This window comes from Stappia sp. G46H5W (assembly GCF_058448995.1).
In genome coordinates, this window is sequence record NZ_JBZFLL010000002.1 from 751,882 (window position 1) to 778,361 (window position 26,480).

General features: G+C 67.3%; 24 protein-coding genes and 1 tRNA gene. 11 read left to right on the forward strand and 14 right to left on the reverse strand.

The window, feature by feature from the left end; translation table 11 throughout:
* Positions 1–11 precede the first annotated feature (11 nt).
* Positions 12–416 (forward strand): DUF1801 domain-containing protein, encoded by a 405-nt coding sequence (locus ACVJ6E_RS09150; RefSeq protein ID WP_120267976.1) that lies wholly within the window; start codon positions 12–14, stop codon positions 414–416.
* Positions 417–528: 112 nt separating this feature from the next.
* Positions 529–1,290 carry a glutaredoxin family protein gene (locus ACVJ6E_RS09155; RefSeq protein ID WP_208996640.1) on the forward strand — a complete coding sequence of 254 codons (762 nt, stop codon included), beginning with the start codon at positions 529–531 and terminating at the stop codon, positions 1,288–1,290.
* Between the two features lie 30 nt (positions 1,291–1,320).
* On the opposite strand, the gene ACVJ6E_RS09160 is transcribed toward ACVJ6E_RS09155, so the two are convergent.
* Positions 1,321–2,034 carry an alanyl-tRNA editing protein gene (locus tag ACVJ6E_RS09160; protein ID WP_199681031.1) on the reverse strand — a complete coding sequence of 238 codons (714 nt, stop codon included), beginning with the start codon at positions 2,032–2,034 and terminating at the stop codon, positions 1,321–1,323.
* A gap of 230 nt (positions 2,035–2,264) precedes the next feature.
* Positions 2,265–2,354 (reverse strand) — tRNA-Ser (locus ACVJ6E_RS09165).
* Between the two features lie 534 nt (positions 2,355–2,888).
* On the opposite strand from ACVJ6E_RS09165, the gene ACVJ6E_RS09170 reads away from it, so the two are divergent.
* The 9 genes from ACVJ6E_RS09170 (at position 2,889) to ACVJ6E_RS09210 (ending at position 11,771) form a co-directional block, all read left to right on the forward strand.
* Positions 2,889–3,287, forward strand: coding sequence for a hypothetical protein (locus ACVJ6E_RS09170; RefSeq protein WP_120267979.1), 399 nt, complete (start codon positions 2,889–2,891; stop codon positions 3,285–3,287).
* A 446-nt stretch (positions 3,288–3,733) separates the two neighbouring features.
* Complete coding sequence (locus tag ACVJ6E_RS09175) at positions 3,734–4,921, forward strand: septal ring lytic transglycosylase RlpA family protein (protein ID WP_120267980.1); 1,188 nt, start codon at positions 3,734–3,736, stop codon at positions 4,919–4,921.
* A gap of 109 nt (positions 4,922–5,030) precedes the next feature.
* Complete coding sequence (locus ACVJ6E_RS09180; protein ID WP_158592638.1) at positions 5,031–6,239, forward strand: D-alanyl-D-alanine carboxypeptidase family protein; 1,209 nt, start codon at positions 5,031–5,033, stop codon at positions 6,237–6,239.
* Positions 6,232–6,903 (forward strand): dTMP kinase, encoded by a 672-nt coding sequence (tmk, locus tag ACVJ6E_RS09185; protein WP_199681033.1) that lies wholly within the window; start codon positions 6,232–6,234, stop codon positions 6,901–6,903. The genes ACVJ6E_RS09180 and tmk overlap by 8 nt, the downstream gene beginning before the upstream one ends.
* Entirely contained in the window at positions 6,900–7,973 is a 1,074-nt protein-coding gene (locus ACVJ6E_RS09190) for a DNA polymerase III subunit delta' (RefSeq protein ID WP_120267983.1), read from the forward strand. The genes tmk and ACVJ6E_RS09190 overlap by 4 nt, the downstream gene beginning before the upstream one ends.
* A 75-nt stretch (positions 7,974–8,048) precedes the next feature.
* Positions 8,049–9,614, forward strand: coding sequence for a methionine--tRNA ligase (metG, locus tag ACVJ6E_RS09195; RefSeq protein WP_120267984.1), 1,566 nt, complete (start codon positions 8,049–8,051; stop codon positions 9,612–9,614).
* Entirely contained in the window at positions 9,614–10,414 is an 801-nt protein-coding gene (locus tag ACVJ6E_RS09200) for a TatD family hydrolase (protein ID WP_120267985.1), read from the forward strand. The genes metG and ACVJ6E_RS09200 overlap by 1 nt, the downstream gene beginning before the upstream one ends.
* 5 nt (positions 10,415–10,419) lie before the next feature.
* Positions 10,420–11,244, forward strand: a complete 825-nt coding sequence (locus tag ACVJ6E_RS09205; protein ID WP_120267986.1) for an MBL fold metallo-hydrolase — start codon at positions 10,420–10,422, stop codon at positions 11,242–11,244.
* Positions 11,241–11,771 carry a regulatory protein RecX gene (locus ACVJ6E_RS09210; RefSeq protein WP_120267987.1) on the forward strand — a complete coding sequence of 177 codons (531 nt, stop codon included), beginning with the start codon at positions 11,241–11,243 and terminating at the stop codon, positions 11,769–11,771. The genes ACVJ6E_RS09205 and ACVJ6E_RS09210 overlap by 4 nt, the downstream gene beginning before the upstream one ends.
* Positions 11,772–11,811: 40 nt before the next feature.
* Here the strand turns inward: ACVJ6E_RS09210 and ACVJ6E_RS09215 are convergent, their stop codons facing one another.
* The 12 genes from ACVJ6E_RS09215 to uraH form a co-directional block, all read right to left on the reverse strand.
* Positions 11,812–12,717: a hypothetical protein gene (locus tag ACVJ6E_RS09215; RefSeq protein ID WP_147421829.1), complete on the reverse strand. Its 906-nt coding sequence runs from the start codon at positions 12,715–12,717 to the stop codon at positions 11,812–11,814.
* An 84-nt stretch (positions 12,718–12,801) separates the two neighbouring features.
* Positions 12,802–14,763: a diguanylate cyclase domain-containing protein gene (locus ACVJ6E_RS09220; protein ID WP_158592639.1), complete on the reverse strand. Its 1,962-nt coding sequence runs from the start codon at positions 14,761–14,763 to the stop codon at positions 12,802–12,804.
* Positions 14,764–15,150: 387 nt separating this feature from the next.
* Positions 15,151–15,693: a GNAT family N-acetyltransferase gene (locus ACVJ6E_RS09225; protein WP_120267990.1), complete on the reverse strand. Its 543-nt coding sequence runs from the start codon at positions 15,691–15,693 to the stop codon at positions 15,151–15,153.
* A gap of 10 nt (positions 15,694–15,703) precedes the next feature.
* The gene (locus ACVJ6E_RS09230; RefSeq protein ID WP_067214977.1) at positions 15,704–16,261 is read right to left on the reverse strand and encodes a helix-turn-helix domain-containing protein; all 558 of its coding nucleotides are present in this window, start codon (positions 16,259–16,261) and stop codon (positions 15,704–15,706) included.
* A gap of 232 nt (positions 16,262–16,493) precedes the next feature.
* Positions 16,494–17,561, reverse strand: a complete 1,068-nt coding sequence (locus tag ACVJ6E_RS09235) for a BMP family ABC transporter substrate-binding protein (protein ID WP_120267991.1) — start codon at positions 17,559–17,561, stop codon at positions 16,494–16,496.
* Between the two features lie 108 nt (positions 17,562–17,669).
* Positions 17,670–18,590 (reverse strand): ABC transporter permease, encoded by a 921-nt coding sequence (locus tag ACVJ6E_RS09240; protein ID WP_120267992.1) that lies wholly within the window; start codon positions 18,588–18,590, stop codon positions 17,670–17,672.
* A 1-nt stretch (position 18,591) separates the two neighbouring features.
* Entirely contained in the window at positions 18,592–19,671 is a 1,080-nt protein-coding gene (locus ACVJ6E_RS09245) for an ABC transporter permease (protein WP_120267993.1), read from the reverse strand.
* Entirely contained in the window at positions 19,661–21,241 is a 1,581-nt protein-coding gene (locus ACVJ6E_RS09250) for an ABC transporter ATP-binding protein (protein WP_120267994.1), read from the reverse strand. The genes ACVJ6E_RS09245 and ACVJ6E_RS09250 overlap by 11 nt, the downstream gene beginning before the upstream one ends.
* Positions 21,242–21,260: 19 nt before the next feature.
* A complete protein-coding gene (gene xdhC / locus ACVJ6E_RS09255; protein WP_120267995.1) occupies positions 21,261–22,280 on the reverse strand; it encodes a xanthine dehydrogenase accessory protein XdhC in 1,020 nt (339 codons plus the stop codon).
* Entirely contained in the window at positions 22,280–24,619 is a 2,340-nt protein-coding gene (gene xdhB / locus ACVJ6E_RS09260; RefSeq protein WP_120267996.1) for a xanthine dehydrogenase molybdopterin binding subunit, read from the reverse strand. Before xdhB ends, xdhC begins: the two co-directional genes overlap by 1 nt.
* The gene (gene xdhA, locus ACVJ6E_RS09265; RefSeq protein ID WP_120267997.1) at positions 24,609–26,096 is read right to left on the reverse strand and encodes a xanthine dehydrogenase small subunit; all 1,488 of its coding nucleotides are present in this window, start codon (positions 26,094–26,096) and stop codon (positions 24,609–24,611) included. Before xdhA ends, xdhB begins: the two co-directional genes overlap by 11 nt.
* 3 nt (positions 26,097–26,099) lie before the next feature.
* Positions 26,100–26,453, reverse strand: a complete 354-nt coding sequence (gene uraH / locus ACVJ6E_RS09270; RefSeq protein ID WP_120267998.1) for a hydroxyisourate hydrolase — start codon at positions 26,451–26,453, stop codon at positions 26,100–26,102.
* Between the last annotated feature and the right edge of the window lie 27 nt (positions 26,454–26,480).

The following is a 26,480-nucleotide window of genomic DNA, read 5'->3' on the forward strand; positions in this document are numbered from 1 at the left end:
GAGATACTGCGATGACGAAGAGCGAGACGATGGCGCCGGATGAGGCTTCTGCGCTGATCGATGCGCGGATCCGCGAACTGGGCGACTGGCGCGGGGAGATGCTGGCGCGGGCGCGGGCGCTGATCCTCAAGGCCGAGCCGGACACGGTGGAGGAATGGAAGTGGCGCGGCGTGCCCGTGTGGTCGCGTGCCGGCATCCTGTGCACCGGCGAAACCTACAAGGACAAGGTCAAGCTGACCTTTCCCAAGGGGGCCGCGCTGGAGGATCCCGCCGGACTGTTCAACGCCAGCCTCGACGGCAATGCCCGCCGTGCCATCGATCTCCACGAGGGCGAGGAACTGGACGAGGCGGCGTTCATGGCCCTGATCAAGGCGGCAGCCGGGCTGAACGCGCAGAAGAAGCCCGCCAAGCGCTGAGGCGGAGCGCGGCCGCTCACCGATCTGTCGCGGAACCACTTTCCGCCCAGCCCGTTGGGTAAGGGAGGGCGGGCGTTCGCCTTGCCCGCCGACACCAAGGGGAGACCGCGCCATGACAGCCGCTGAGGAGCACAAACGCGCCACGCTCTACCGGATGGTGATGCCGGACCACATCTGCCCTTACGGGCTGAAGTCCAAGGACCTTCTGGAGCGGCACGGCTTCACCGTCGAGGACCATCATCTCGCCTCGCGCGAGGAGACCGACCGGTTCAAGCGCGAGCACGAGGTGGACACGACGCCGCAGACCTTCATCGACGGACAGCGGATCGGCGGGCACGAGGAGCTGCGCCGCTATTTCGGCGAGAGCGTTCCGGATGAGGACGCGACCAGCTATCGCCCGGTGATCGCGATCTTCGCCATGGCGCTGCTGATGGCGCTGGCCGCCAGCTGGGCGGCCTTCGGCTCGGTCCTGACGTTGCGCGCCTTCGAGTGGTTCGTCGCGATCAGCATGTGCATTCTCGCCATTCAGAAGCTGCAGGACGTGGAGAGCTTCTCGACCATGTTCCTGAACTACGACCTGCTGGCCCGCCGCTGGGTGCGCTACGGCCGGGTCTATCCCTTCGGCGAGGCGCTGGCCGGCGTGCTGATGATCGCCGGCGCGCTGCTGTGGATCGCAGCGCCGGTGGCGCTGTTCATCGGCACGGTCGGCGCGGTCTCGGTGTTCAAGGCGGTCTATATCGACCGGCGGGAGCTGAAATGCGCCTGCGTCGGCGGAGCGAGCAACGTGCCGCTCGGTTTCGTTTCGCTGACCGAGAACCTGATGATGATCGCCATGGGCCTGTGGATGCCGCTCAAGGCGCTGTGGCTGGGCTGAGGGAGCGGTGCAGGCCGTGCGCGCTAGTCGCTAGAAACCGATCTTCACGCGCCGGTTCTGCCGGCCCTTGTTGTCGACCCTGAGCACGCGCACGGGCCGGGCGAGCCCGGTCGAGGCCAGATGCGTGCCGCCGCAGCCCTGCCGGTCGATCTCGCCGATCTCCACGATCCGGACGTTGCCGTCGTCCTGGCGGGGCGGCGAGACGGCCTTGCTGCGAAACAGTCCGGGAACGGCGTTGGCCTCGTCCCACGGCATCAGGAAGGCCCGCACGGGAAGATCGGCCCGGATCACCTCGTTGATGGGATCAGCCAGCTCGCGCAGCCTGGCCGCATCCGAGCCCGGAAGATCGAAATCCAGCCGGAACGTCTCGTCGTCCGACAGCTGGGCGCCGGTCAGCAGCGCGCCGTTGAACTCGCGGAAGACGACGCTGTTGGCGATATGGGCGAGGGTGTGCAGCTCGCACATGAGACGACGGAATTCCGGCTCCACCTGGACCTGCAAAGGGCCGTCCGGCTCATCCTCGGTGTCGAGCGCGTGCCACCATCCCCGTTCGTCGGGCGTGACGGCGGTGATCGCCGCCTCGCCGCGAGACCAGCGGAGCGTGGCGCGGTCCGCAAGCTGCCCGCCGCCGCCGGGAAAGACGATGCACTGGTCGAGAAGCACAGCGCCCGCGCGGGCATCGAGTGCCGAGGTTTCCAGGACGAGCAAACTCGCGTCCGTCTGATAAAGGGGCTGCGATCTCACGCGTCCGTCTCCGTGGATGGTGCTTAGGGACTTATATCGGATGAGGAATGGGATGGCAGCTTGTTGCGCGGCAGGGGGCGTGCCCGCATTTCTCTCGCCGTGCCCGCATTTGTGCCCGCTTTTGACGGGGATTGGATGGGTGCGGCTGGAAATGATTGGGCGTGACAGTGCGCAACACCCAGAAGAGGCAAGGCTTTTGGGGTGGTCTGGGGCTTATGGAAAAAGGGTGATGGCGGAAGAGGTGGGATTCGAACCCACGGTACGGTCTCCCGTACGGCGGTTTTCAAGACCGCTGCCTTAAACCACTCGGCCACTCTTCCGTTGCGCTTCGTTTCGCCCTCGCGGGCCGGCTTGTCAAGCGGCGAGGCGAGGGCGGTGCCGGACGTTTCTTCATGTGAAAGAGCGCGGTGCGAAGTCGCGCGCCCAAGGGGCTGCCGGTCGCCGTCCGCTGCTGCGCCTTGCACGGACAGCGGTCAGGGCGGGGGCCGGTGCGCGGCCGGGGCCGGGTGCCGGGGCCTTGTGGAAACAGGCCGGGCGGGCTTTTTGGGGGAGAAATAGAAAAGCCGCCGATCCGGAAGGTCGAGGCAGGGACCGGATCGGCGGCTGCGCCGTTGTTCGGCGTCCGGCGCGGGGGCACGCGCCATGGGTCCGTTGTAGTCCGGCGCTCCCGGTGAGGATGTGACCCGTATCACAAATGGTCGCATCGCCCTTTTTCGGTGGCAGAAAGGGGCGGCCGGGGCGCGCAAAGCCCGGTGCAGCTGATCCGGCGGGCGGACAGGCGCGTAACTCCTTGCATAGTGACAAGCGGGCCCGACGGGGCCGCTTTCCCCCAAGGTTCGACCGGGAGACAAGCAATGCAGCTACGCAAGGCAGGCGCGCTCGCCGCGCTGATCGCAAGTGTCGCCGTCGTCGCAACGCCGGCGCTGGCCAGCGCGCAGCTTTCCGAAAAGGAAATCCGCAAGACGGTCGCCGGCAAGCGCATCTATCTGAAGGTGCCGCTCGGCGGCGAGTTTCCTCTCTATTATCAGACCAACGGCAAGGTCAGCGGATCGGGCGATGCGGTCGGGCTCGGCCGCTTCATGAAGCCGAAGGATCAGGGGCGCTGGTGGGTGCGCGGCAACCGGCTCTGCCAGAAGTGGCAGGCCTGGTACGACGGCAAGCAGTTCTGCTTCACCCTGTCCAAGGGCGACGGCAACACGCTCTTCTGGCGCCGCGACGACGGCATGACCGGGCGCGCCCGCATCGGCCAGTAATCGGCTCCAATCAAGGAAATACGGTTCGGGGAGGGCGCGACCACGTCCTCCCCGACGTCATTCTGCGACCCTTTCGCCACAGGTTGTTGAAAAACGTGCGCTGCGACATGCGTGCACGTCGACCGCGTCTTCACCTTGCAGTAAGAGACGGCATGGTACACGTGTCGTGATGCGCCATTGGGGGGCAGCATCGCAACGAGACGGGTCCGACCGGCAGGGCACGCAAGGCAGGCGAACGAGACAGACTCCCCCGGACATGCAGTCCTGAAACGGGCGTCGCTCCACCTAACCTTGTAAGTCCACTGCACATGGCGGCAAAGGACCCCGCGCGGTCGGCCGCCTGGCAGCAGGATGTCGACCGAAGGAGCGGCAAGGCGGACAGAAGGTTCGTCCCAGCCGGAACCCCGGGCGAAAACCGCCGGTCAGGTATCGAGTAGGGCGGCAGAATGAACGATGGCAAGGCCCCGGCAGCAGAACGCCGGCACCTGAGCACAGACCCCAATTCCTCCCGCAGCAGCGTGGCGCCGGATTCCGGTCGCCTGCTTTCCTCGCGCAGTCTCGGCATTCTGGCGGTTTCCTCGCTGTGCCTCGCGCTGGCCGCCTGCGGTTCTGCCCCGAAGGGCAAGAAGGTCAAGTTCAGCGAAGAAAAGTACGGCGTCGCGGCCAGCCCGCGCGTCGTTTCGGGCAACCAGGCCGTGCCCAAGGGCGGCGGCCGCTACATGGTCGGCAAGCCCTACAAGGTGGCCGGCAAGTGGTACCACCCGAAGGACAATCCGAATTACACCTCCGTCGGTCTCGCTTCCTGGTACGGGCCGACCTTCCACGGCCGGATGACCGCCAATGGCGAGGTCTTCGACCGTAACGCGCCGACGGCAGCGCACACCACGATGCCGCTTCCCTCCTATGCGCGCGTGACCAATCTGAAGAACGGCCGCTCGATGATTGTTCGCGTCAACGATCGCGGGCCCTTCCACGGCAACCGCACCATCGACCTGTCCGAAAAGGTCGCGACCATGCTCGACTTCAAGAGCGCGGGCGTGGCCAAGGTGAAGGTGGAATATGTGGGCAAGGCCCGCATGGACGGGCAGGACCAGAGCTTCCTGATGGCCTCCTATCGTGGCCCGGGCTCCGTCGAGCCGGGCGCCACCATGCCGGGCACGATGCTGGCCCAGGCCGATATTCCGGCCGCAAGCCCGGCGCCGGTCTCCGGCCCCGCGCCGCTGCCGCGCAACCGTCCGTACGGGCCGGTTCTCGCGGGCTCGGGCGGCTTCGGCCAGATGGTCACCGCCGCGTTCGACCCGGCGGTCGCGTTCGAATCCGGCGCGGCATCGGTGCAGGTCGCCTCGCTCAACACGTTCGAGAGTAATGTTCCGGCAAGCGCCGGGCAGGACAGCACGGCGTCCACGCCGGTCATGAGCTATGGCGGAGACGCGCAGCCGGCGGTGCCGGCGGTCGCGACCGAGCCGGTTCTGGCGCCGGGGCCGGCCTATCTCGGCCAGCCGAGCACGTTCTCCCGCGGGTCCGCGATCTCGTCCTACCGGGCCACGGCCCGTATCGAGGGTGCCTATGCCGCCTTCGACGCGATCGACCAGGGCCTGTCGCCGCGTGAGCTCGCCGCCCGCCAGTCGGACTGAAATAGCTCAAGGCACAGGTAGGCTTGACCCGCTCGAGCCTGTATGTTTTCGCCATGGCGCGAACATCGGGCCGGGACGGGGAGTGCAGGGAATGACGGCTGTTGCCGCAATGCGGAGACGGAATCGCCCAGGTGCGCTGCGGCAGCACCTGGCGCGTGTTCTCGCGTCCGGGCTGCTGGCGTTCGGCCTGGCCCTTGCCGTACCTCCAGGGGCTGCCCGCGCACAAGACGCGAGCCCGCCTGACAACACCTCCGCGCTGCTCCTCGACATCACCACCGGCACGCTGCTGTCCAGCCGCAATCCGACCGTGCGCTATCAGCCCGGCTCCTCGGCAAAGCTGATGACGGCGGCGGTCGTCCTCGATGCGCTGGCGGCCGGCGAACTGACCGAGGAAACGGTCTTCACCGTGAGCGAGCATGCCTGGCGCAGCGGCGGCGCGCCGGCCCGCGTCACCACCATGTTTGCCCGACTGGGCAGCGAGGTGCCGGTGATCGACCTGCTGCGCGGCCTGATCATCCAGAATGCCAATGATGCGGCCATCGTGCTGGCGGAAGGAATCGCCGGCAGCGAGGAAGCCTTCGCCGCGCGGATGAACGACAAGGCCGCCGAAATCGGCCTGACCGGGAGCCTGTTCGCCAATCCGACCGGCTACGAGACGGCCGAGTCCTATGTGACCGCGCGGGACATGGCCCGGCTGGCGGACTATGTGCTGACCCGCCACAGCGACCGCTATGCCTTGTTCAGCGCGCCCGATTTCACCTGGAACGGCATTTTCCAGCGCAACAAGAACCCGTTGATCGGCGAGGTCGCGGGTGTCGACGGGCTGGTGGCAGGCTTTGCCGAAGGGGCGGGCTACAACGCGGTCGCCTCGGCCGAGCGCAGCGGCCGGCGGCTGATCGGCATCGTTGCCGGATATCCCGATGCCGACAGGCGCGAGGAGGCGCTGCGCCGTCTGTTCGACAGTCTGGAGAAGGACTTCGAGGATGTGGTGCTGTTTTCCGCTGGCGACACGGTGACCGAGGCGCGCGTCTTCGGCGGCACGGTGGGGGCAGTGCCGCTGGTGGTGCGCGAGGATGTCGAGATCCTGCTGCCGCGCGGCGACCGCCGGGCCTATCGGCTGCGCGCGATCTATCGCGGCCCGCTGCCCGCGCCGGTGCAGGCGGGCACGGAGGTCGGCGAGCTGCGGGTGCTGAGGGACAGCGATATCGTCTACCGCGCGCCGCTGCTGACCGGTGGCGCGTCCGAGGCCGGCACGGTGACGAGCCGGGCCTCCGATGTGGTCAAGGAAACCCTGTTCGGATGGTGGCTCGATGAATGAGCCTGGCGAGCGCGGGCATTTCGTCACCTTCGAGGGCGGCGAGGGGGCCGGCAAGTCGACCCAGATCGACCGGCTGCGCAGGCGGCTGGAAGGAGCGGGCGTCAAGGTGGTGGTGACGCGCGAGCCGGGCGGCTCTCCGGGCGCGGAAACCATCCGCCGGCTGCTGCTCGGCGGCCGGGTCAAGGATCTCGGCCCGGAGATGGAGGCGATGATGTTCGCCGCGGCCCGCGCCGACCATGTCGACGCCACCATCGAGCCGGCACTGTCGCGCGGCGACTGGGTGCTGTGCGACCGCTTTGCCGATTCCACCCGCGTCTACCAGGGAGAATCCGGCGTCGACACGGCATTCCTGGACCGGCTCGAAGCTCTGGCCGTCGCCGGCTGCCGGCCGGACCTGACGGTGCTGATCGACGTGCCGGCCGAGGTCGGCATGGCCCGGGTGATGACGCGCAGCGCCACTGGCAGCGCGCCCCAGCCGGATCGTTTCGAGACGGAAGGGGCGAGGGTGCATGACCGCCGCCGGCAGCTTTTCCTGGAGCTGGCCGCCAACGAGCCGGAGCGGTTCCTGGTGATCGACGGAACACGGACGCAGGACGAGGTGGAACAGGAGATCTGGCGGGCGGTCTCCGCGCGCCTGCTGCAGGGCGAGGGCGCACGCACATGAACGACCTGGCCGATCCGCTGCTGACGGAAGCCGATGCCATCGAGGACGTGCCGCTGCCGCGCGAGCGCGACAGCTTGATCGGCCACCGCGAGGCGGAAGCGGAGCTGCTGTCGGCCTACCGCTCCCGCCGCATGCATCACGCATGGATCCTCGCCGGGCCCAAGGGCATCGGCAAGGCGACGCTGGCCTTCCGTTTCGCCCGCTTCGCGCTGGCGCATCCCGATCCGGCCAGCCCGGCCGTCGCCGAGGCGCCGGACTGTGCGATCCCTGCCGGGCATCCGGACTTTCGCAAGATCGCGGCGGGCGCCCATCCGGGGCTGCTGCACCTGCGGCGGCCGTACGATCCCAAGCGCAAGGCCAAGGACAAGATCAAGCAGGACCTGACGGTGGACGAGATCCGCCGCACGGTGCCGTTCTTCGGATCTACGGGCTCGGAAGGCTCCTGGCGGATCTGTATCGTCGATGCGGCCGATGACATGAATGTCAATGCGGCCAATGCCTTGCTGAAGGTTCTTGAAGAACCACCTAAGCGGTCTCTGTTTCTGGTTCTGTCCCATGCCCCGGGCCGGCTGCTGCCGACGATCCGCTCGCGCTGCCGCATGCTCCACATGCGCGCGCTGTCGCGCGAGGAGGTGTTGGCGGGGCTCGGCGAACTCGGCGTCGCCGATCCGGCAGACCGGATCGCGGGCAGGGCGGCGGATCTGGCGCAGGGCAGCCTGCGCAAGGCGATCAAGCTGGCGGCGGGCGATTCCATCGAACTGGCCGACAGTTTCGCGAAGCTGATGGCCGGCCTTCCGCGGCTGGATGCGGCGGCGGCGCACGACCTTGCCGACCAGGTGTCGCGCACCGGTGCGGACGATGCCTGGAGCCTGTTTCAGGACCTTGTGGCCGACCACCTGCATACCCGGCTCGGCGAGGCAGGGCAGGGCGGGCTCCAGCGCCTTGTCAGGCTGAGCGAGGTATGGGAAAAGACCAGCCGCGCCGCGCGCGAGGCGGATGCCTATAATCTCGACAGGAAGCAGATCGTGCTCAACACCTTGCGCGATCTTGCCGAAACCGCGCGGGCTTGACGCCCGCCGCCTCGCACTCGACTTCTGGAACGCCCATTCGGGCCGCCACCTGTAATCCGGATCCTCTGACAGGCCATGACCGATCGATCGCCCTTCTTCGTCACCACTGCCATCTCGTATCCCAACGGCGCGCCGCATATCGGCCACGCCTACGAGAGCATGGCGACGGATGCCATCGCGCGCTTCCAGCGCCTCGACGGCCGCGACGTGTTCTTCCTCACCGGCACCGACGAGCACGGCCAGAAGATGCTGCAGACCGCGCGTGCGGAAGGCATCCCGGTCGAGGAGCTGGCGGAACGCAACGCCACCCGTTTCCGCGACATGGCGGCGGCGCTCGGCTGTTCCAACGACGATTTCATCCGCACCACCGAGCCGCGCCACCACGAGGCGAGCCGGGAGATCTGGCGCCGCATGGCGGCCAATGGCGACATCTACAAGGACAGCTATTCCGGCTGGTACTCGGTGCGCGACGAGGCCTATTACCAGGAAGGCGAGACGGAGCTGCGCGCCGACGGCGTGCGCTACGGCCCGCAGGGCTCGCCGGTCGAATGGGTCGAGGAGGAGAGCTACTTCTTCCGCCTGTCGGCCTATCAGGACCGCCTGCTCGCCCATTACGAGGCCAATCCGGACTTCATCGGCCCGGACGAGCGCCGCAATGAGGTGGTCAGCTTCGTCAGCCGCGGCCTGAAGGACCTGTCGATCTCGCGCACCACCTTCGACTGGGGCGTGCGCGTGCCCGATGACGAGCGGCACGTGATGTATGTGTGGGTCGACGCGCTGACCAACTACATCACCGCCGCCGGCTTTCCCGACGAGAGCAACCCGCGCTGGCGCTACTGGCCGGCGAACCTGCACGTCATCGGCAAGGACATCGTGCGCTTCCACGCCGTCTACTGGCCGGCCTTCCTGATGTCGGCGGGGATCGAGCTGCCGAAGCGGGTCTTCGCGCACGGCTTCCTGTTCAACAAGGGCGAGAAGATGTCGAAGTCGGTCGGCAACGTGATCGACCCGTTCGCGCTGATCGACCATTACGGCCTCGACCAGGTGCGCTACTTCTTCCTGCGCGAAGTGCCCTTCGGCCAGGACGGCAACTACAGCCACGAGGCCATCGTCAACCGCATCAATGCGGATCTGGCGAACGATCTCGGCAACCTGGCGCAGCGCTCGCTGTCGATGATCGGCAAGAACTGCGAGGCGCGCCTGCCGGAGCCGGGCGCCTTCACGGCCGAGGACGAGGCCATTCTCGGCCAGGCCGATGCGATGCTTGCCGGTGCGCGCGAGGCTATGTCGCGCCAGGCGATCCATCAGGCGCTGTCGGTGGTGTGGGCCTGCGTCGCCGAGGCCAACCGCTATTTCGCCTCGCAGGAGCCCTGGGCGCTGAAGAAGAGCGACCCGGTGCGCATGGCGACGGTGCTCTACGTCACTGCGGAAGTGATCCGCCAGGTCGCGATCCTGGCGCAGCCGGTCATTCCGACGAGTGCGGGCAAGCTGCTCGACCTCTTGGCGGTGCCGGCGGATGCGCGCAGCTTCGACCGGCTGGGAGCTGGCGGGCGGCTTGCCGCCGGCGCGGAGCTGCCCAAGCCCGAGGGCGTCTTCCCGCGCTATGTCGAGGCCGAGGCGCCGGCCGGCGGAGCCGCGTGATGCTGGTCGACAGCCATTGCCATCTGGACTTCCCGGACTTCGACGCCGAGCGCGATGAGATCATCGCCCGCGCCGGCGAGGCCGGGGTCCGCCTGATGGTGACGATCTCGACACGGGTGGCACGGTTCGACACGATCCGCGCACTCGCGGAGCGCTACGACAACGTGTTCTGCTCGGTCGGCACCCATCCCCACAATGCGGGGGAGGAGGCCGAGATGGCCGTGACGACCGACGATCTGGTGCGCCTGTCGGCACACGAGAAGGTCGTCGCCATCGGCGAGGCGGGGCTCGACTATTTCTACGACAAGGCGCCGCGCGAGGCGCAGGCCGCGGGGCTGCGCCGGCATATCGCCGCCGCGCGCCAGACCGGGTTGCCGCTGGTGATCCATTCGCGCGACGCGGACGACGACATGGCCGCGATCCTGCGTGAGGAGACGGAGAAGGGGGCCTTTCCGGCCCTGCTGCACTGTTTCTCCTCCGGGCGCGACCTGGCGCTGACCGGCATCGAGCTGGGGCTCTATGTCTCGTTCTCCGGCATCCTCACCTTCAAGCGCTCCGAGGAGCTGCGGGCGATCGCCGCCGAGCTGCCGGCCGACCGGCTGCTGGTGGAAACGGATGCGCCCTATCTGGCGCCCCAGCCCTGGCGCGGCAAGCGCAACGAGCCGGCCTATGTGGCGCATACCAACAAGGTGCTGGCGGAGACGAAGGGCATGAGCGAGGCCGAGATGGCCCGCCAGACCACCGCCAATTTCTTCCGCCTGTTCTCGCGGGTGCCGCGGCACCTGCAGCAGGAAGGCTGAGAGCGATGACGGACGGGGCCCGGCTCGATTTCACCATTCTGGGCTGCGGCTCGTCCGCCGGCGTGCCGCGCGTCGGCAATATCTGGGGCGACTGCGACCCGAACGAGCCGCGCAACCGGCGCATGCGCTGCGCTATGCTGGTGGAGCGCAAGGGACCGAACGGCACCACGAGCGTGCTGGTGGATGCCGGGCCGGACCTGCGCCAGCAGCTGCTGGATGCCCGCGTCACGGACCTGGATGCGGTGCTGCTGACCCATTCCCATGCCGACCACCTGCACGGCATCGACGACCTGCGGCCGCTGGCGATCACCCATCGCAAGCTGATCCCGGTCCATATGGATGCGGTCACCTCGCACCGGGCGCACGATCTGTTCTATTACGGCTTCGCAACGCCGCAGGGGTCGAGCTATCCGCCGATCCTGCGTGACATCCGCATCACCGCGGGCACGCCGGGCGTGATCGAGGGGGCAGGCGGGCCGATCCCGTTCCTGCCGCTGGAGGTCGAGCACGGCGATATCGCGGCGCTCGGATTCCGCTTCGGGAATGTCGCGTATCTCCCTGATGTGAAAGACATTCCGGATGCCGTCCGGCCGGGCTTCGAAGGACTCGACACCTGGGTGATCGACGCGCTGCGGCGCACGCCGCATCCCTCGCACTTCTCGCTGTCGGAGGCGCTGGAGTGGATCGCCCGCATGCGCCCGCGCAAGGCGATCCTGACCAATATGCACGTCGATCTCGACTACCGCACGCTGGAAGCGGAGCTGCCCGAGGGTGTGATCCCGGCCTATGACGGCCTGCGGTTTTCGGCAAGCCTCGACGCCGAAACATGACCCGCGCCGCCCGTCCGCCGACCGAGGAGCGGCTGATGAAGGCGGCGCTCCACTATCTCGACCGCTACGGCTCCAGCCGCGAAAACCTCAAGCGGGTGCTCGAGCGCAAGGTGATGCGCGCGGCGCGCGAACTCGAGCCCGGTGATTTCGACGCGATGATCGAGGCTGTCGTGGCGCGCTGCGCCGCGTCCGGCCTCGTCAACGACCGGCTCTTTGCAGAATCCCGTATTGCCTCCGAACGGCGCAAGGGCCGCTCGGCCCGGCGGATCGGCGCGGTGCTGGCGGCCAAGGGCATCGAGCAGGAGCTTGCCGAAGAGCTGATGGCGCAGGAGGAAAGCGACGATCTCACCGCCGCCTGCATTGCCGCCCGCAAGCGCCGCTTCGGCCCCTGGCGACGGGGCGAGGCCGATCCCGACCGGCTGCGCAAGGAGATGGCCGCGCTCTGCCGGCAGGGCTTTTCGTTGTCGGTGGCGCGCAAGGTCGTGGATGCGCGGGACATTGCCGAGCTGGAAGAAGACCAGGGGTAGATCGGGGAGGGGGCTCGGGCGCCCGTTCGTCACTCCGTTTTCAGCCCCGGCCGCAGGCCTGCAGCAGACTGCCGATTGCCTTCGAAGACCCCTTGAGCGTGAAGCTGCGCAAGTGCTCCAGCGAGCCGCCGAGGTGAAGCTCGACGAAACTTCCCTGCATGAGCGCCGCGAAGAACGGCTGGCCCGGGGCAAGCGTCGGCGATTGCAGAACGCGCGCCGCCTCCTCGATCATGAAGGGCACCGCCGTCGGCTGGCCGCTATCCACCTCGATTTCAATCTCGATCCGGCCCTGAGGTTTTGAAAGATCGCGGGCATGGTCGGCGACCGAGCCGTTTTCTTCCCACATCCAGGTCGGACCATACTGGATGCGCAGCGAGCCGTCGTCGCAAACAAGGCGCAGGCTGTCTCCTTGCGAGGTTGCCAGCGTCGCCGAGGGCGAGGGGCCTTCGGTGAAGTACCAGCGGTCGCGCGGCTCCTCCTGCAACATTTCGACCGTCTCACCGCTCAGCGCATAGCGCTGGAAACAGGTCTCCGCGCCGGCACGGCCGCAGGACCCGCCATGCAGGACCGCAAGGAAGGTGCCTTCGGTGGGGCGGTCGAAGCGCAGCTCGTAGGCGAGGAACTCACCGACCATTGCGTGCGATCCATCGGCGCGGCCGAGATAGATCTTCTGGGTGCAGCCGGCCGAGCCGCAGAACATCATCTGCGTTCCGTTGCAGGAGAGCTGGCCGTAGTCGACCAGAATGTCCTGCGTCGCATCGCCGTTGATGTTCACTGGAGCCGCGAAACCGGCAAGGAATTCCATGCCGTCCGGGCAGCTCTCCGCAAGACCGGCGCGTTCCTGCTGCAGGACCGTCTGAAGGTCGGCAGCGGCCGGAAATGGAGCGAAAGCCGGCAGGCAGACGAGGGCAAAGGAGCGGGCGAGCCGGGGAAACGGAAAAGGCATTTTCAAAAACTCCGAGGATCAACAGCGGGCAGGGTAGCGGCCTGCGGACGCGCGGGGCAAGCCCGGCGCATCCGGGCCGGCGGCCTAGCCTTCCTGTGGAATCGCGACCGGGAGCTCGTCGAAGACGGCGATGCGGCCGCGGCCCTCCGCCTTGGCAAGGTACAGCGCCTTGTCGGCCCGCCGCATGTGGTCGTCGGCTGTGATGTTGCCGCAGGTGATGAGCGCCACGCCGACGCTGGCGCCGATGACGATGCTCTGGCCGTCGACCTGATACGGCGCGCAGACGGCCGCGACGAGCCGCTCGGCGAGAGCCTTTGCCGCTTCCGGCTGAGACGCGCCATGCTGCAGGATGGCGAATTCGTCGCCGCCGATGCGGGCCACAAGATCGACCTCGCGCACGCAGCCGGACAGGCGCGCTGCCACCTGCCGCAGGACCTCGTCTCCGGCAGGATGGCCGAGCGTGTCGTTGACCTGCTTGAAGAAATCGAGGTCGAGCGCGAGGAGGGCGCTTGCCACCCCGCGACCTGCAGCGGCCGCCGCCAGCTCCAGCCGGTCGCGCAGCAGAACCCGGTTGCCCAGCCCGGTCAGGGCATCGTGCATCGCCATATAGGCGATCTGGGCCTCGTCCTGCTTGCGTGCGTCGATATCCTCCAGAACGCCGGCCCATTGGACGACATTGCCCGCATCGTCGAGGACCGGTCCGCCGCGGTCGCGCACCCAGAGCCAGCGGCCATCCGCGACCCGCAGGCGGAACTCGATGTCGAAATAGTCGATGGTGCCGCTCTTCTTCTGGCTGATGGCAAGAGCCACGCGCTCCCGGTCGTCGGGGTGAACCTGATCGATCCAGGAGACGCCGAGCGCCTCGCTGTCCGGCATTCCGGTCAGCTTCTCCCAGCCCTCGACAGACAAGAGGTCGCCATCCGCGGACCAGCTCCAGAACACCAGGGCGCCGGCATTGGCCACCGTGTGAAGCCGGCGCTCGTTCTCGCGACGGGCAGCTTCCGCCGCCTCGAAACTGAGCCGCAGCACTTCGAATTCGCGGATTCTGGAGGGCGGAATTGCCTCGGGTGTGCGGGCGCGATCGCCATCGCCGCTGGCAATGGCCAGGCTGCGCAGGGCCAGGGCCTGTACCGGCCGGCGGATCAGCTGGCCGATATGGATCGCCAGAACGGTGGCAAGGGTCGTTGCCAGCGCCGATCCGAGCAGCAGGCCCGTCAGAGGCGTCTGCCAGCGGGCATTGAACACCTCGAGCGGCTCGGCGACGACCGCGGTCCAGCCCGGGGTCATCTCGATCCGCTGGTGTGCCATGATCGTGTTGAGGCCCTCGGTCGTCTTCGCCTCGAACAGACCGCCTTCAGCGGCTACTGCCTGCAACCTGTCCCAGTCCGGCGCCATCATGCCGACGGAGTTCTCCGGATCGCGGGAGCGCGCAAGGATGCGGCCATTGCCGTCCGTGACGGCGATGAGGATGCCGCTGGTGACGTGCTCGCTGCCCGGACGCAGGGTCCGCAGCAACTGCAAGGAAGACAGGGAGAGGACGAAGACACGCGGCGGCATGTCGGCCTCGGCCACCGGCAGCGCCAGATGGATGCGATGCTCCTTCGCGCCCGCGCCGAGGACGAGGTTCGAGACCAGCGGCACGTTGCGCTCGAAGGACTGCCGCGCGATGGCCAGCACAGCGTCATCGGCCGGAGTGTCCGGCTGGCTGCGGGCGAAGTCGACAACCTGGATCACGCCCTCCAGGCCTATGCCTTCGTGGCGGCTGCTTCGCAGAAGCAGCTGATTGTTCGACGTGCTGGGCGACCACAGTGTCGCGAAGGCGCGCAGCACCGTGAAGCGGCTGTCGATCTCTGCCTCGATGGCATTGCGAATGGTCAGCGCGGTTTCGCTCAGGCGTGCGGTCGCAGTGTGTCTATAGGCCGCGCCAGTACGCCAGGCCGCATATCCGGAGATCATGAGGATGGGCAGAAGGCAAACCAGCACCAGCATGACCAGATGCGTGTTGATGCCCGCGCGCCCCGATACGACCTGCTTGTTCAACGGCAATGCATCAGATCCCCCGCAAGACTGATCATTTCCAATGTACATAACTACAAGCGACGATGGATGTCTCGCCGCAGGCACTGACATCGTGACAATTTTAGCGATTTTGCTCCCGTGACCGGCATTCGTGCCACACTGTGCGGGATCGGCGGAAGACGCGAGGTCCGTGCAAGATTTCAGGCTAGCATAAAAGTTCCATAATATATCTTATGCGAATTAGCGATGTGGTGACCGGGAACGGGTCGAAGGCCGATTGACGATGCTGATCTGGTGCCTCCCCGGTTGTTCGCGTCGATGGCGAAGGATGTAGCTCCTCCGGCTTCCCCCTCCATGTTCGGTGCTCTTTGGGATGCTGCGTTGAAGCGCTCCGACATTGCGGTGCCGGTTCGGTCAGGTCGCTGCAGCATCCTGGATACGGCGGTACATGTAGGTCGTGCCGTGTTTCGCCCGTCCGTCCGGGTCGAAGGCGAAGTCCGGGATGATGCCCGCAACCTCGAACTCGACCGAGGCATAGAGCGGCTCGGCGGCATCGCCGGTGCGGGTGTCGAGCGTGACGAGCGTCTTGCCCAGTTCGCGCGCCCGGGCAAGCGCACGATCCATCAGCGCTCGTCCGATGCCCAGGCGCCGTGCCTGCGGATGGACGACCATCTTGGCGATCTCGCAGCGGTGCGGCTGGTTGGGCGGCATCGCCGTGAGAAGCTGCACAGTGCCGACAATCTCGCCGTCATGCCATGCGCCGAACAGGCTGCGGTGCCCCGCCTCCACCTGCGGACGCACATCGTTCAACCAGAACCGCTCTGCATCCGCCTGTGACAGCGGCGCCATGAAGCTGATCGCGGCACCGCCGGCGACGCTGTCGATGAGAATGCGGGACAGCGCGGCAAGGTTCGCCTCGATGGCCGAACCGTCGAGCTGGAGAATATGCGGTTCCATTCGAGGATCCTCAGGCCAGAGCGATGAGATAGCGCGCGCCATGCTCTGCGGTCTCGAAGACCGTGGTCCCGAACAGCCGATAGCGCAGGCAGTCGCCCGGGTACAGGTCTCGGCGCTCCCCATCGACTGTGAGGGTCAGCCTTCCCGCGATCATCACAAGATGATGCTCGTGGCCCGGGACCGCCGGACGGTCGTAGGAGATGCGCTGATCGGGCGCGATCTCGCATTCGATGATTTCGAGCTTCAGTCCGCTGCTGGGCGGCGAAACGGACCGACGGGTGAAGCCGCTTTCGGGATCCGACCAGATGCTCTGGTCGGCGCGGCGAAGAAGCGGCGGAAACTCCGGCTCCAGCGGCGCGAGAAGCTGGGAAAGCGGCAGGCCGAAGGCCGACGCCATGCGGCCGAGCGTTTCGGCCGTCGGGCTGACCTCCCCGTTCTCGATGCGCGAGAGCGTTGCGCGGCTCACGCCGCTGTTTTCCGCCAATTCCTGCAGGGTGAGCCCGCGATCCGCCCTCAGGGAGCGCAAATGGTCGGCAAGTGCCGTGTTGTGTCGGTCAATCCTGTCCATATGAGGGATATAATCCCATATATGGGATAATGCAACAGTGTTCACCACGCGTAAGTGCCGTGATCGGACCTCCCTGCCCTTTGCTGCGATCCCGATCCGCGGCGCCCCGCCATTTTTTTGCCGCCGAATGCCTTTCGCGAAACCCGGAAGAGCGGATGGGCCAAAAGAAACGGGCCGGGAGATCGCTCTCCCGGCCCGCTGCATCCCGCCGGTGGCGGAAACGCGTTGCTGGTCAGTTCGGCAGCTTGTCGTCGATGCCCTTCACGTACCAGTTCATGCCGAGCAGCGTGCCGTCATCGATGATGATGCCTGCGCCGACGGCCTCGCTGCCGTCCTGCTTGAAGATCGGGCCGGTGAAGGGATGGAATTCACCCGAACGGATCTTCTCGGCGGTCGCGGCGGCTTCCTTGGCCACGTCCTCGGGAACGTTGGTGTAGGGAGCCATCACGACCATGTCCTTGTCGAAGCCGCCCCACACGTCCTCGCTCTTCCAGGTGCCGTCGAGCACGGCCTGGACGCGGCGGATGTAATAGGCGCTCCAATCGTCCACGATCGCGGTGAGCTGGGCCTTCGGCGCGAAGGCGATCATGTCGGACGCCTGGCCGAAGCCGACCGCGCCGCGCTCCTCGGCAACCTGCAGCGGTGCCGGGCTGTCGGTGTGCTGGGAGATCACGTCGGCGCCCTGGTCGAGCAGCGCCTTGGCGGCGTCGGCTTCCTTGCCCGGGTCATACCAGGAGTTCACCCACACGACCTTGACCTTGAAGTCCGGATTGACCGACTGCGCGCCCAGCATGAAGGAGTTGATGCCGCGCACCACTTCCGGGATCGGCACGGAGGCGACATAGCCGGCGGTGCCGGTCTTGGACATCTTCGCCGCCATCTGGCCGATGACGTAGCGGCCCTCGTAGAAGCGGGCGGAGTAGGTGGAGAGGTTCTCGGAACGCTTGTAGCCGGTGGCGTGCTCGAACTTCACGTCCGGGAACTTCTCGGCGACCTTCAGCGTCGGGTTCATGAAGCCGAAGGACGTTGTGAAGATGAGCCCTGCCCCGTCGCGTGCCAGACGCTCGATGGCGCGCTCCGCATCCGGGCCTTCCGAGACGTTCTCGATGTAGACGGTCTCGATCTTGTCGCCGAACTCCTTCTCGATGGCGAGACGGCCCTGGTTGTGCTGGTAGGACCAGCCGTGGTCACCGATCGGACCGACATAGATGAAACCGACCTTCAGCTTGTCGGCCGCCTCGGCGCCGATAACGCTGAAGCCGAGCAGCGCGGCGGCCGCCAACCCCATAATTTTCTTCATTTCCTGCTCCTGTGTCCCCTGTTTCAGCCCCCGCCGGAGTTTCGCCGGCTTTCAAGATGGCAGGCGTCGGATGGGGGCTGCCCCGTCCCGCGCCCGCTGGTCAGCGCATCACCGGTCCGGCACGAACGGCTTGCCCAGGCACGCCGGCGTGTTGATACGGGTCAGGATACGGTTTCGCGAAATGATCACAAGCACTGCAATGGTCGCAGCATAGGGCAAGGCGGCCAGCAGCTGCGAGGGAACGCCGACGCCATGCGCCTGGGCGTGGAACTGCAGGATGCCGACCGCGCCGAAGAGATAGGCGCCGGCGAGGACCCGCAAGGGCCGCCAGGTGGCGAAGACGACGAGCGCCAGCGCGATCCAGCCGCGCCCTGCGGTCATGCCCTCGACCCATTGCGGGGTGTAAGCCAGCGACAGGTAGCCGCCGGCCAGGCCGGCGCAGGCGCCGCCGAACAGCACGGCCAGATAGCGCACCTTGCGCACTGAAACGCCGAGCGCGTGGGCCGAGCCGTGATTGTCGCCGACCGCGCGGATGACCAGACCGGCGCGGGTGCGGAACAGGACGTAGGAGACGGCCGCGACCAGCGCCAGCGACACATAGACCAGGAGATCCTGGGCAAACAGAACCCGCCCGATCACCGGCAGGTCGCTGAGCACCGGGATCTCGATCGCCTGAAGTTTCACGCCCGGCCGGCCGACGAACGCCTCGCCGATCATGCCGGCAAGCCCGAGGCCGAGCAGCGTCAAGGCCAGGCCGGTGGCGACCTGGTTGGCAACGAGATGGATCGTCAGGAACCCGAAGAGCAGCGCCAGAACCATGCCGGCAAGCATGGCGCACAGCACGCCGACATATGGGGATCCGGTCGCCTGTGCGGCGGCAAAGCCCATCACCGCGCCGAGGATCATCATGCCTTCGACGCCGAGATTGAGAACGCCCGAGCGTTCCACAACCAGCTCGCCGATGGCGGCCAGCAGCAGCGGTGTTGCCGCGGTGATGACGGTCAGGAGGATCGCTTCGAAAGCACCCATGTCAGGCCCCCTTCCCCGTTGCAGCAGGTCCGCCGAGCCGGATCCGGTAGAGGATCAGCGTGTCGCAGGCAAGCACGTAGAACAGAAGCATGCCCTGGAATACGCGGGTGGTCTTGTCGGAGATGCCGAGCGCCACCTGTGCCGCCTCGCCGCCGAGATAGGACAGCGCGAGAAGCAGGCCGGAGAACAGGATGCCGACGGGGTTCAGCCGGCCGAGAAAGGCGACGATGATCGCCGTGAAGCCGTAGCCGGGCGAAATCACCGGGGTCAGCTGGTTGATCGAGCCGGAGACCTCGCTGATGCCGGCGAGCCCGGCGAGCCCGCCCGACAACAGGAAGGCGAACCACACCATCCTGTTCTGCGAAAAGCCGGCAAAGCGCCCTGCCCGCGGTGCCTGGCCGAGGACGCGGATCTCGAAGCCCTTGAGCGACTTCATCAGCACCACGGCAAGAGCGGCCACCGCAATCAGCGCAAAGATGGCTCCCACATGCATGCGCCCGTCGGCCAGCGCCGGCAGCGATGCCGCATCGGAAAAGAGACGGCTTTCAGGGAAGTTGTAGCCATCCGGATCGCGCCAGGGCCCGCGCACCAGCCAGTCGAGCAGCAGCTGGGCGATATAGACGAGCATCAGGCTGGTCAGGATCTCGTTGGTGCCGAAACGCACCTTCAGGAAGGCCGGGATCGCGGCCCAGGCCATGCCGCCGGCAATGCCCATCAACAGCATCAGGGGCAGCGTCAAAGGGGTCTGGAAATCGGGAAACAGGATCGGCAGGACGGAGCCGGCGAGGGCCCCGGCCGTGAACTGCCCTTCACCGCCGATGTTCCATGTGTTGGACAGGTAGCAGACCGCAAGGCCGACGCCGATCAGGATCAGGGGCGTTGCCTTGACCACCAGCTCCTGCAGCGACCAGGAGGCGGTCAGGGGCTCGATGAAAAAGACGTAGAGCGCCTCGGCCGGGTTCTCCCCCAGGGCCGCGAACAGGATGGCGCCGCTGACGAGCGTCAGGGCGAGCGCGATCACCGGCGACAGCAGCGCCATCGCGGTCGAATGCTCGGCGCGTTTTTCCAGCTCAAGCCGCATGGGTCGCGCCTCCCTGCCCTTCGTCCATCCCGCCCATCAGCAGGCCGATGCGCTCTCGGGTCATGGCCTCCGCTGGCTCGGCGTCCGACATCCGGCCGCGCGAGATCACGGCGATGCGGTCGGCGATCTCGAAGATCTCGTCGAGGTCCTGGCTGATCACCACCACGGCCGAGCCCTGCCGGCTGAGGTCGATCAGCTCCTGCCGGATGAGAGCGGCGGCGCCGGCATCGACGCCCCAGGTCGGCTGGTTCACCACCAGAACGCCAGGGCGGCGGTCGAGCTCGCGGCCGATCACGAATTTCTGCAGGTTGCCGCCGGACAGGGCGCGTGCCTCGGCATCGTCATGAGACATGCGGACGTCGAAATTGCTCTTCAGCCGCTGCTCGAGCTGGGCTGCCTTGGCGCGGTCGACGAAACCGCCGCGCACCAGTCCATCGCCGGTGGAATGGCGCGTCAGAACGATGTTCTCCGACAGCCGCAGGCCCGGCACGGCACCGTGGCCGAGCCGCTCCTCCGGGACGAAGGCAGCGCCTGCCCGCCGCCGGGCGGTGATGCTGCTGCGCCCGGCCGATTGGCCGTCGATCTGGATGGCGTCGGGGGCCGACAGCCGCTCGCCCGACACGAGGTCGAAGAGCTCTCCCTGGCCGTTGCCGGCAATGCCGGCGATCGCCACGACCTCGCCGCCGCGCACCTTCAGATCGACATTGTCGATGGCAACGGAAAAGGGGCCGTCCGCCGGGGCGGAAAGCCCGCGCAGCTCCAGCCGGACCGCGCCGGCCTCGGGCCTCGGACCGCGGTCGAGATCGTGCACCGCGCTGCCGACCATCATCCGTGCCAGCGAGGCGGCGGTCTCCTGCGCCGGGTCGCATTCGGAGATGACCTTGCCGTGGCGCATGACGGTGGCGTGGTGGCAGATGCGCTTCACCTCCTCCAGGCGGTGGGAGATGTAGAGGATCGCGCAACCTTCCGAGGTGAGCCGCTCGAGGGTGAGGAACAGCTGGTCGGCCTCCTGCGGCGTCAGCACCGAGGTCGGCTCGTCCATGATGATCAGCCTCGGCTCCTGCAGCAGGCAGCGGACGATCTCGATGCGCTGGCGAAGGCCAACGGGGAGATCGGCAACGATGGCCTCGGGATCGAGGGTCAGACCGTAGTCGCGCGAGACCTCGCGGATGCGCGCCGACAACTCGCGCATGCCGGTGTCCTTGGGCAGGGCGAGTGCGATGTTCTCGGCGACCGTCAGCGCCTCGAACAGCGAGAAATGCTGGAAGACCATGCCGATGCCGAGCTGCCGGGCCTCGGCGGGGGTGGAAATGGTCACCTCCCTGCCCTGCCAGTGCAGGGTGCCGCCATTGGGCTCGAGCGCGCCATAGAGGATCTTCACGAGGGTCGATTTGCCGGCACCGTTTTCACCGAGCAGGGCATGGATCTCCCCGGCGCGCAGTGTCAGGGACACGGTGTCGTTGGCGAGAACCTCGCCGAAACGCTTGCTGATGCCGCGAGCCTCGAGCAGGATTTCTCCCTGTCTCTCGCGGCCTGACGCGGGCGGATCTGTCGGTGTCGTGGATGTCATCGCTTCCCCCGCCGCGTTATCATACGAGCCTCATTCCCCCTGCAAGCCTGCTGCCACGTTTGTTGTGGAAAGCTCCTGCCTGTTCGCGGCGAAGCATGAGTTCGGCCGCCACGGAAATGGCGATGGCCGCCGGCTCCTTGGATGCGATTCCGGAGATGCCGATGGGGCAGCGGAAGCACGCCAGCGCCTCCTCGCCGTGACCGGCCGCCCGCAGCCGCGAGACCATGCGCGCCGCCTTGGTCGCGCTGCCGATCATGCCGACGCCGCCGATGCCGGGCGCCCGCAAGGCGGCATCGGCGATCGCAAGGTCTAGCGCGTGGTCATGTGTCATGATCAGCACTTCCGCCGGAGGCTCGGCGCCACCGGCCGACGCCCGGAACAGTGCGGTCGGATCAACAAGATGGCGCGCCTCGACGCTGCGAGGCGCATGGGCGGGAAAGGCATTTGCGCGGCTGTCGACCCAGGTGATGCGGAACGGCAGGCTGGCCAACGCCAGAACGATGGCGCGTCCGACATGGCCGGCACCGAACAGGACGAGACGCGTCTCGCCGGCGGTGAACCGCTCTTCCAGCAGGCCGGCCGAGAGCGCGAGTGGCGCATCCACGGTGTCTTCGCCGGCGACGATCTCGCGCGGGCCCACCTCTCCTTGCGCGCCGATCGCCGCGCGGGTCGCAAAGCCGCCGCGCTCGGCAAGAGATGCAAGGCAGCGCGCTTCGTCGAGCCTGGCGGCCGTAAAGCTCTCCATCGCCAGCGTCACGCGGCCCCCGCAGCACTGACCGAGATCGGGACCGAGCGTGAAGGTCCGCAGCTTCAACATATCGGCCGAGGCCTTGTCCGCAGCCTGCGCGGCCGCCGAGGCGATGGCCTCGTATTCCAGCGTGCCGCCGCCGATGGTGCCGTGGAACGATCCGTCCGGTGCCACCACCATGCGCGCCCCGACCTCACGCGGTGCCGAGCCTTGCAGCGCCAGAACGCTGACCATGGCGCAACGGCCATGACGCTCCAGCAGATCGCGAACGGCGCTCCAGGGATTGCGCATCAGCCGGCCCTGCTCCGCTTCATGGAAAGGACGGCTTTCAGGATCGCTTCCGGCGTTGCCGGGGCATCGAGATCCGGGATCGCGCCGGGATTGAGGCTGGCGAGCGCGTCATGGATGGCGCTGAAGACGGAAATCGCCAGCATGACCGGCGGCTCGCCGACCGCCTTGGAGCGGTAGACCGTGGGAGAAGGATTGCCGGGCGAGGCGTAGAGCGCCACCCGGAAGTCCTCCGGCACGTCGGAGGCGGTCGGGATCTTGTAGGTGGAGGGAGCGTGGGTACGCAGGCGGCCCCGGTCGTCCCAGACCAGTTCCTCGGTGGTCAGCCAGCCCATGCCCTGCACGAAGCCGCCCTCGATCTGGCCGATATCGATGGCCGGATTGAGCGAGTGGCCGACGTCGTGGAGGATGTCGACACGGTCGACCCGCATTTCGCCGGTCATTGTATCGACGGTCACCTCCGAACAGGCCGCGCCATAGGCGAAGTAGAAGAACGGCCGTCCCGAGGCGCTGGGGCGATCCCAGGTGATGTTGGGCGTGGCGTAGAAGCCCGCTGCCGACAGCTGGATGCGCGCCATATGCGCCTCTCGGGCGAGTTCGCCGAGCGTCATGGTCCGCTCGCCGAGCTGCACGCGGTTGCCGGCGAAGGAAATCTCGTCCGGCTCGACCTGATAGCGCTCGGCAGCGAAGGCAACGAGGCGGCCGCGAATGGTCTCGGCGGCGATCTTGGCGGCCATGCCGTTGAGATCCGTGCCGGAGGAGGCCGCCGTCGGCCCGGTGTTGGGCACCTTGCCGGTATGGGTCGCGGTGATCTTCACCTTGTCGAGCGACACGCCGAATTCCTCGGCGACGATCTGGGCCACCTTCTGGAACAGGCCCTGCCCCATCTCGGTGCCGCCGTGGTTCAGATGGATAGAGCCGTCGGTGTAGAGATGCACCAGGGCACCGGCCTGGTTCAGATGCTTGAGCGTGAAGGAGATGCCGAACTTCACCGGCGTCAGCGCCAGGCCCTTCTTCAGGATCGGGCTGGACGCGTTGAAGGCGGCGATCTCTTCCCGGCGCCGGCGATAGTCCGAGCTGTCCTCCAGCTCCTCGACGATGGCGTGCAGCGTCGCGTGCTCTTCCACCTTCATGCCGTAGGGCGTGACGTCCCGCCCCTCGCGGTAGAAGTTGCGCTTGCGCAGGTCCAGCGGATCGACCCCGAGGCGGATCGCCAGGGCGTCCATCATCCGCTCGGCGGCCAGCATGCCCTGCGGCCCGCCGAAGCCGCGAAAGGCGGTGTTGGAGCAGGTATGGGTCTTGAGCCGGCGCGAATGGATCATCGCATCGGGATAGTAGTAGCTGGAATCGGCGTGGAACATCGACCGGTCGACCACGCCCAGCGACAGGTCGGCGGAGTAACCGCAGCGGGCAAAGAGCCGCATGTCGACCACCCGCAACAGGCCTTCGGAATCGTGGCCGAGCTTCCAGTCGACGCGGAAGTCGTGCCGCTTGCCGGTCATGATCATGTCGTCGTCGCGGTCGAGCCGCAGCTTGCACGGACGTCCGGTCGCACGCGCGGCAACGGCCGCGATCGCCGCCCAGTGGTTTGCCTGGGACTCCTTGCCGCCGAAGCCGCCGCCCATGCGGCGCACTTCCACCGTCACCGCCGCGTCCGGCACGGAGAGCACGCGGGCGATGATGTGCTGCGTCTCGCTCGGGTGCTGCGAGGAGGTGTGGACGAACATGTCGCCGTCCTCTCCGGGCACGGCCAGCGACACCTGGCCTTCGAGATAGAAATGCTCCTGCCCGCCGATGCGAAGCGAGCCCTCCATCAGATGGCTGGCGGTCGCGAGCCCCGTCTCAGGCGAGCCCTTGCGGAACTGGTAGTCGGGCAGCACCGTCTCGTCCCCCGCCAGCGCGTCCTCGACGGTCAGCAGCGGCGGCAGGTCCTCCACCTCGATGCGGGCCTTGCGGGCGGCGTGGCGCGCAGCCTCGCGCGTCGTCGCAACGACGGCAAAGAGCGGCTGGCCCCAGAACAGGATCTCCTCCTCCGCGAACATCGGCTCGTCGCCGAGTGCGGGAGACACGTCGTTCTTGCCCGGCACGTCGGACGGGCCGATCACCGCGACGACGCCGGGATGAGCGCGCACCGGATCGAGATCCAGCGAAAGGATCCTGCCTCTTGTCGCATCACGTGCCCAACCGGGCACCACATGCAGCGTGCCGGCCGGCTCGCGGATATCGTCTACATAGACCGCGCTGCCGCTGACATGGCGGATGGCGCTGTCATGCGGCAGGGACTGGCCGACGTTGGCGAGCGCCGCGGCCGCGGGAGCTTCGCGTGTCCCGTCAGGCTGCATGGTTGACCTCCCCGCTCCGCAATCCGCTCACCCTCGTGCGTTCGTCCGGTGTCCCGCCGATTTCCACCAGGGCCTTGGCGAGCAAGGCGCGTGCCACCTCCTTGCGATAGGTGTCGCTGGCGCGCATGTCGGAAATCGGCGCGAAATCGTCCGCCAGCGCCTTCAGTGCCGCTGCCCAGGTGGACGGGCGGTCGGGCCGTGCGCCGATCAGGGCAAGTTCAGCGATCTCCGCGCGCCGCGGCGTTGCCGCCATGCCGCCATAGGCAAGCCGCGCCTCGGTGATCGTGCCGTCAGCCAGCGTCACCCGCAGGGCGCAGAGAACGGAGGTGATGTCCTGGTCGAAGCGCTTGGAGATCTTGAAGCAGCGGAAGGCGTGGTTCGGATCGAGCCGGGGTACGTAAAGTCCGGTGACGATCTCCCCCGGCGCGCGGTCCTGCTTGCCGTAGTCGATGAAAAAGGCTTCCAGCGGCAGCGTACGCGAGGCCTCGCCCCGCCGCAGCTCGATGGTCGCGCCGAGGGCGATGAGCGCCGGCGGGCTGTCGCCGATGGGCGAGCCGTTGGCGATGTTGCCGCATACCGTGCCGGAGGCGCGCACCTGCCGCGAGCCGATGCGCCGCCAGAGTTCGCCGAGGTCGGGATCGATCCGCGCCATGTAGGGATGGGCGGCCGCGAAGGTGGTCCCCGCCCCCATCAGAACGCCGCCGGGCGTTTCCTCGATACGGTCGAGATCGCGCACCCGGCCGAGCCAGATGACCTGCGGCAGCTCGCGCAGCTGCTTGGTGACCCAAAGGCCGACATCTGTCGCCCCGGCGACCAGCGTTGCCTGCGGGTGGCGCTCGGTAAGCTCGGCGAGCGCGTCCAGCGACGCGGGAGCTGCGAAGAAACCGCCTTCCTCCTGAGCGATGAAGACGTCGCGTGTGTCCTGCTCCATCGCCTGCAGCGCCGCGATGCTCTCGTCCGCGCGCCGCGAGAAGGTGTCGTCGATCTCGTTGAAACACGCCTCCAGCGCCGCATCGACGATGGGGCGGTATCCCGTGCAGCGGCACAGGTTGCCGGCGAGCCAGTCGGTCACCGTCTTGCGCGTCGCCGGCTTTTCCGGCGCGTGGTAGAGCGTGAAGAGGCTCATCACGAAGCCCGGAGTGCAGAAGCCGCATTGCGAGCCGTGATGATCGACCATCGCCTGCTGGATGGGGTGAAGCTGTCCGTCCTCGGCAAGGTCTTCCACCGTGACCAGTTCGGCGCCGTCGAGCATGCCGAGAAACTGGATGCAGGAATTGACCGGCTGGTAGACGAGCCGCCCGTCCACAAGGCGTCCGACCGCGACCGTGCACGCTCCGCAGTCGCCCTCCCCGCAGCCTTCCTTGGTGCCGACAAGACCGCGACGCAGGCGCAGATAGTCGAGCACCGTCTCGGTCGGCCGCACATCGGCGAGCTCGACGACACGGCCATTTTGCAGGAAACGGACGACCTCACGCATTCCTCAACTCCCGCGATAGGTGGAATAGCCGAAGGGCGAGAGCAGCAGCGGCACGTGATAATGGCTGGCCTCGTCGGCGATCCCGAAGCGCAGCGGAATGATATCAAGAAATGGCGGATCCGGCAGATCGGCACCCGAGGCGGCGAGATAGGCGCCTGCCTCGAACCGCAATTCGTAGACGCCCGCGCGGAAGGCCTCGCCCTCCAGCAGCGGCGCGTCGACCCGGCCGTCGGAATTGGTCACGGCGGAGCGGATGTGCCGGAATGCGCCGGCCTCCTCGCGCCAGAGCGACAGCGTCAGACCTGCCGCCGGCTTGCCAAGCGCAGTGTCCAGTACATGCGTGGTCAGTCGTCCCATGGTCCCCCTTCCATGCGTGCTGTTGCG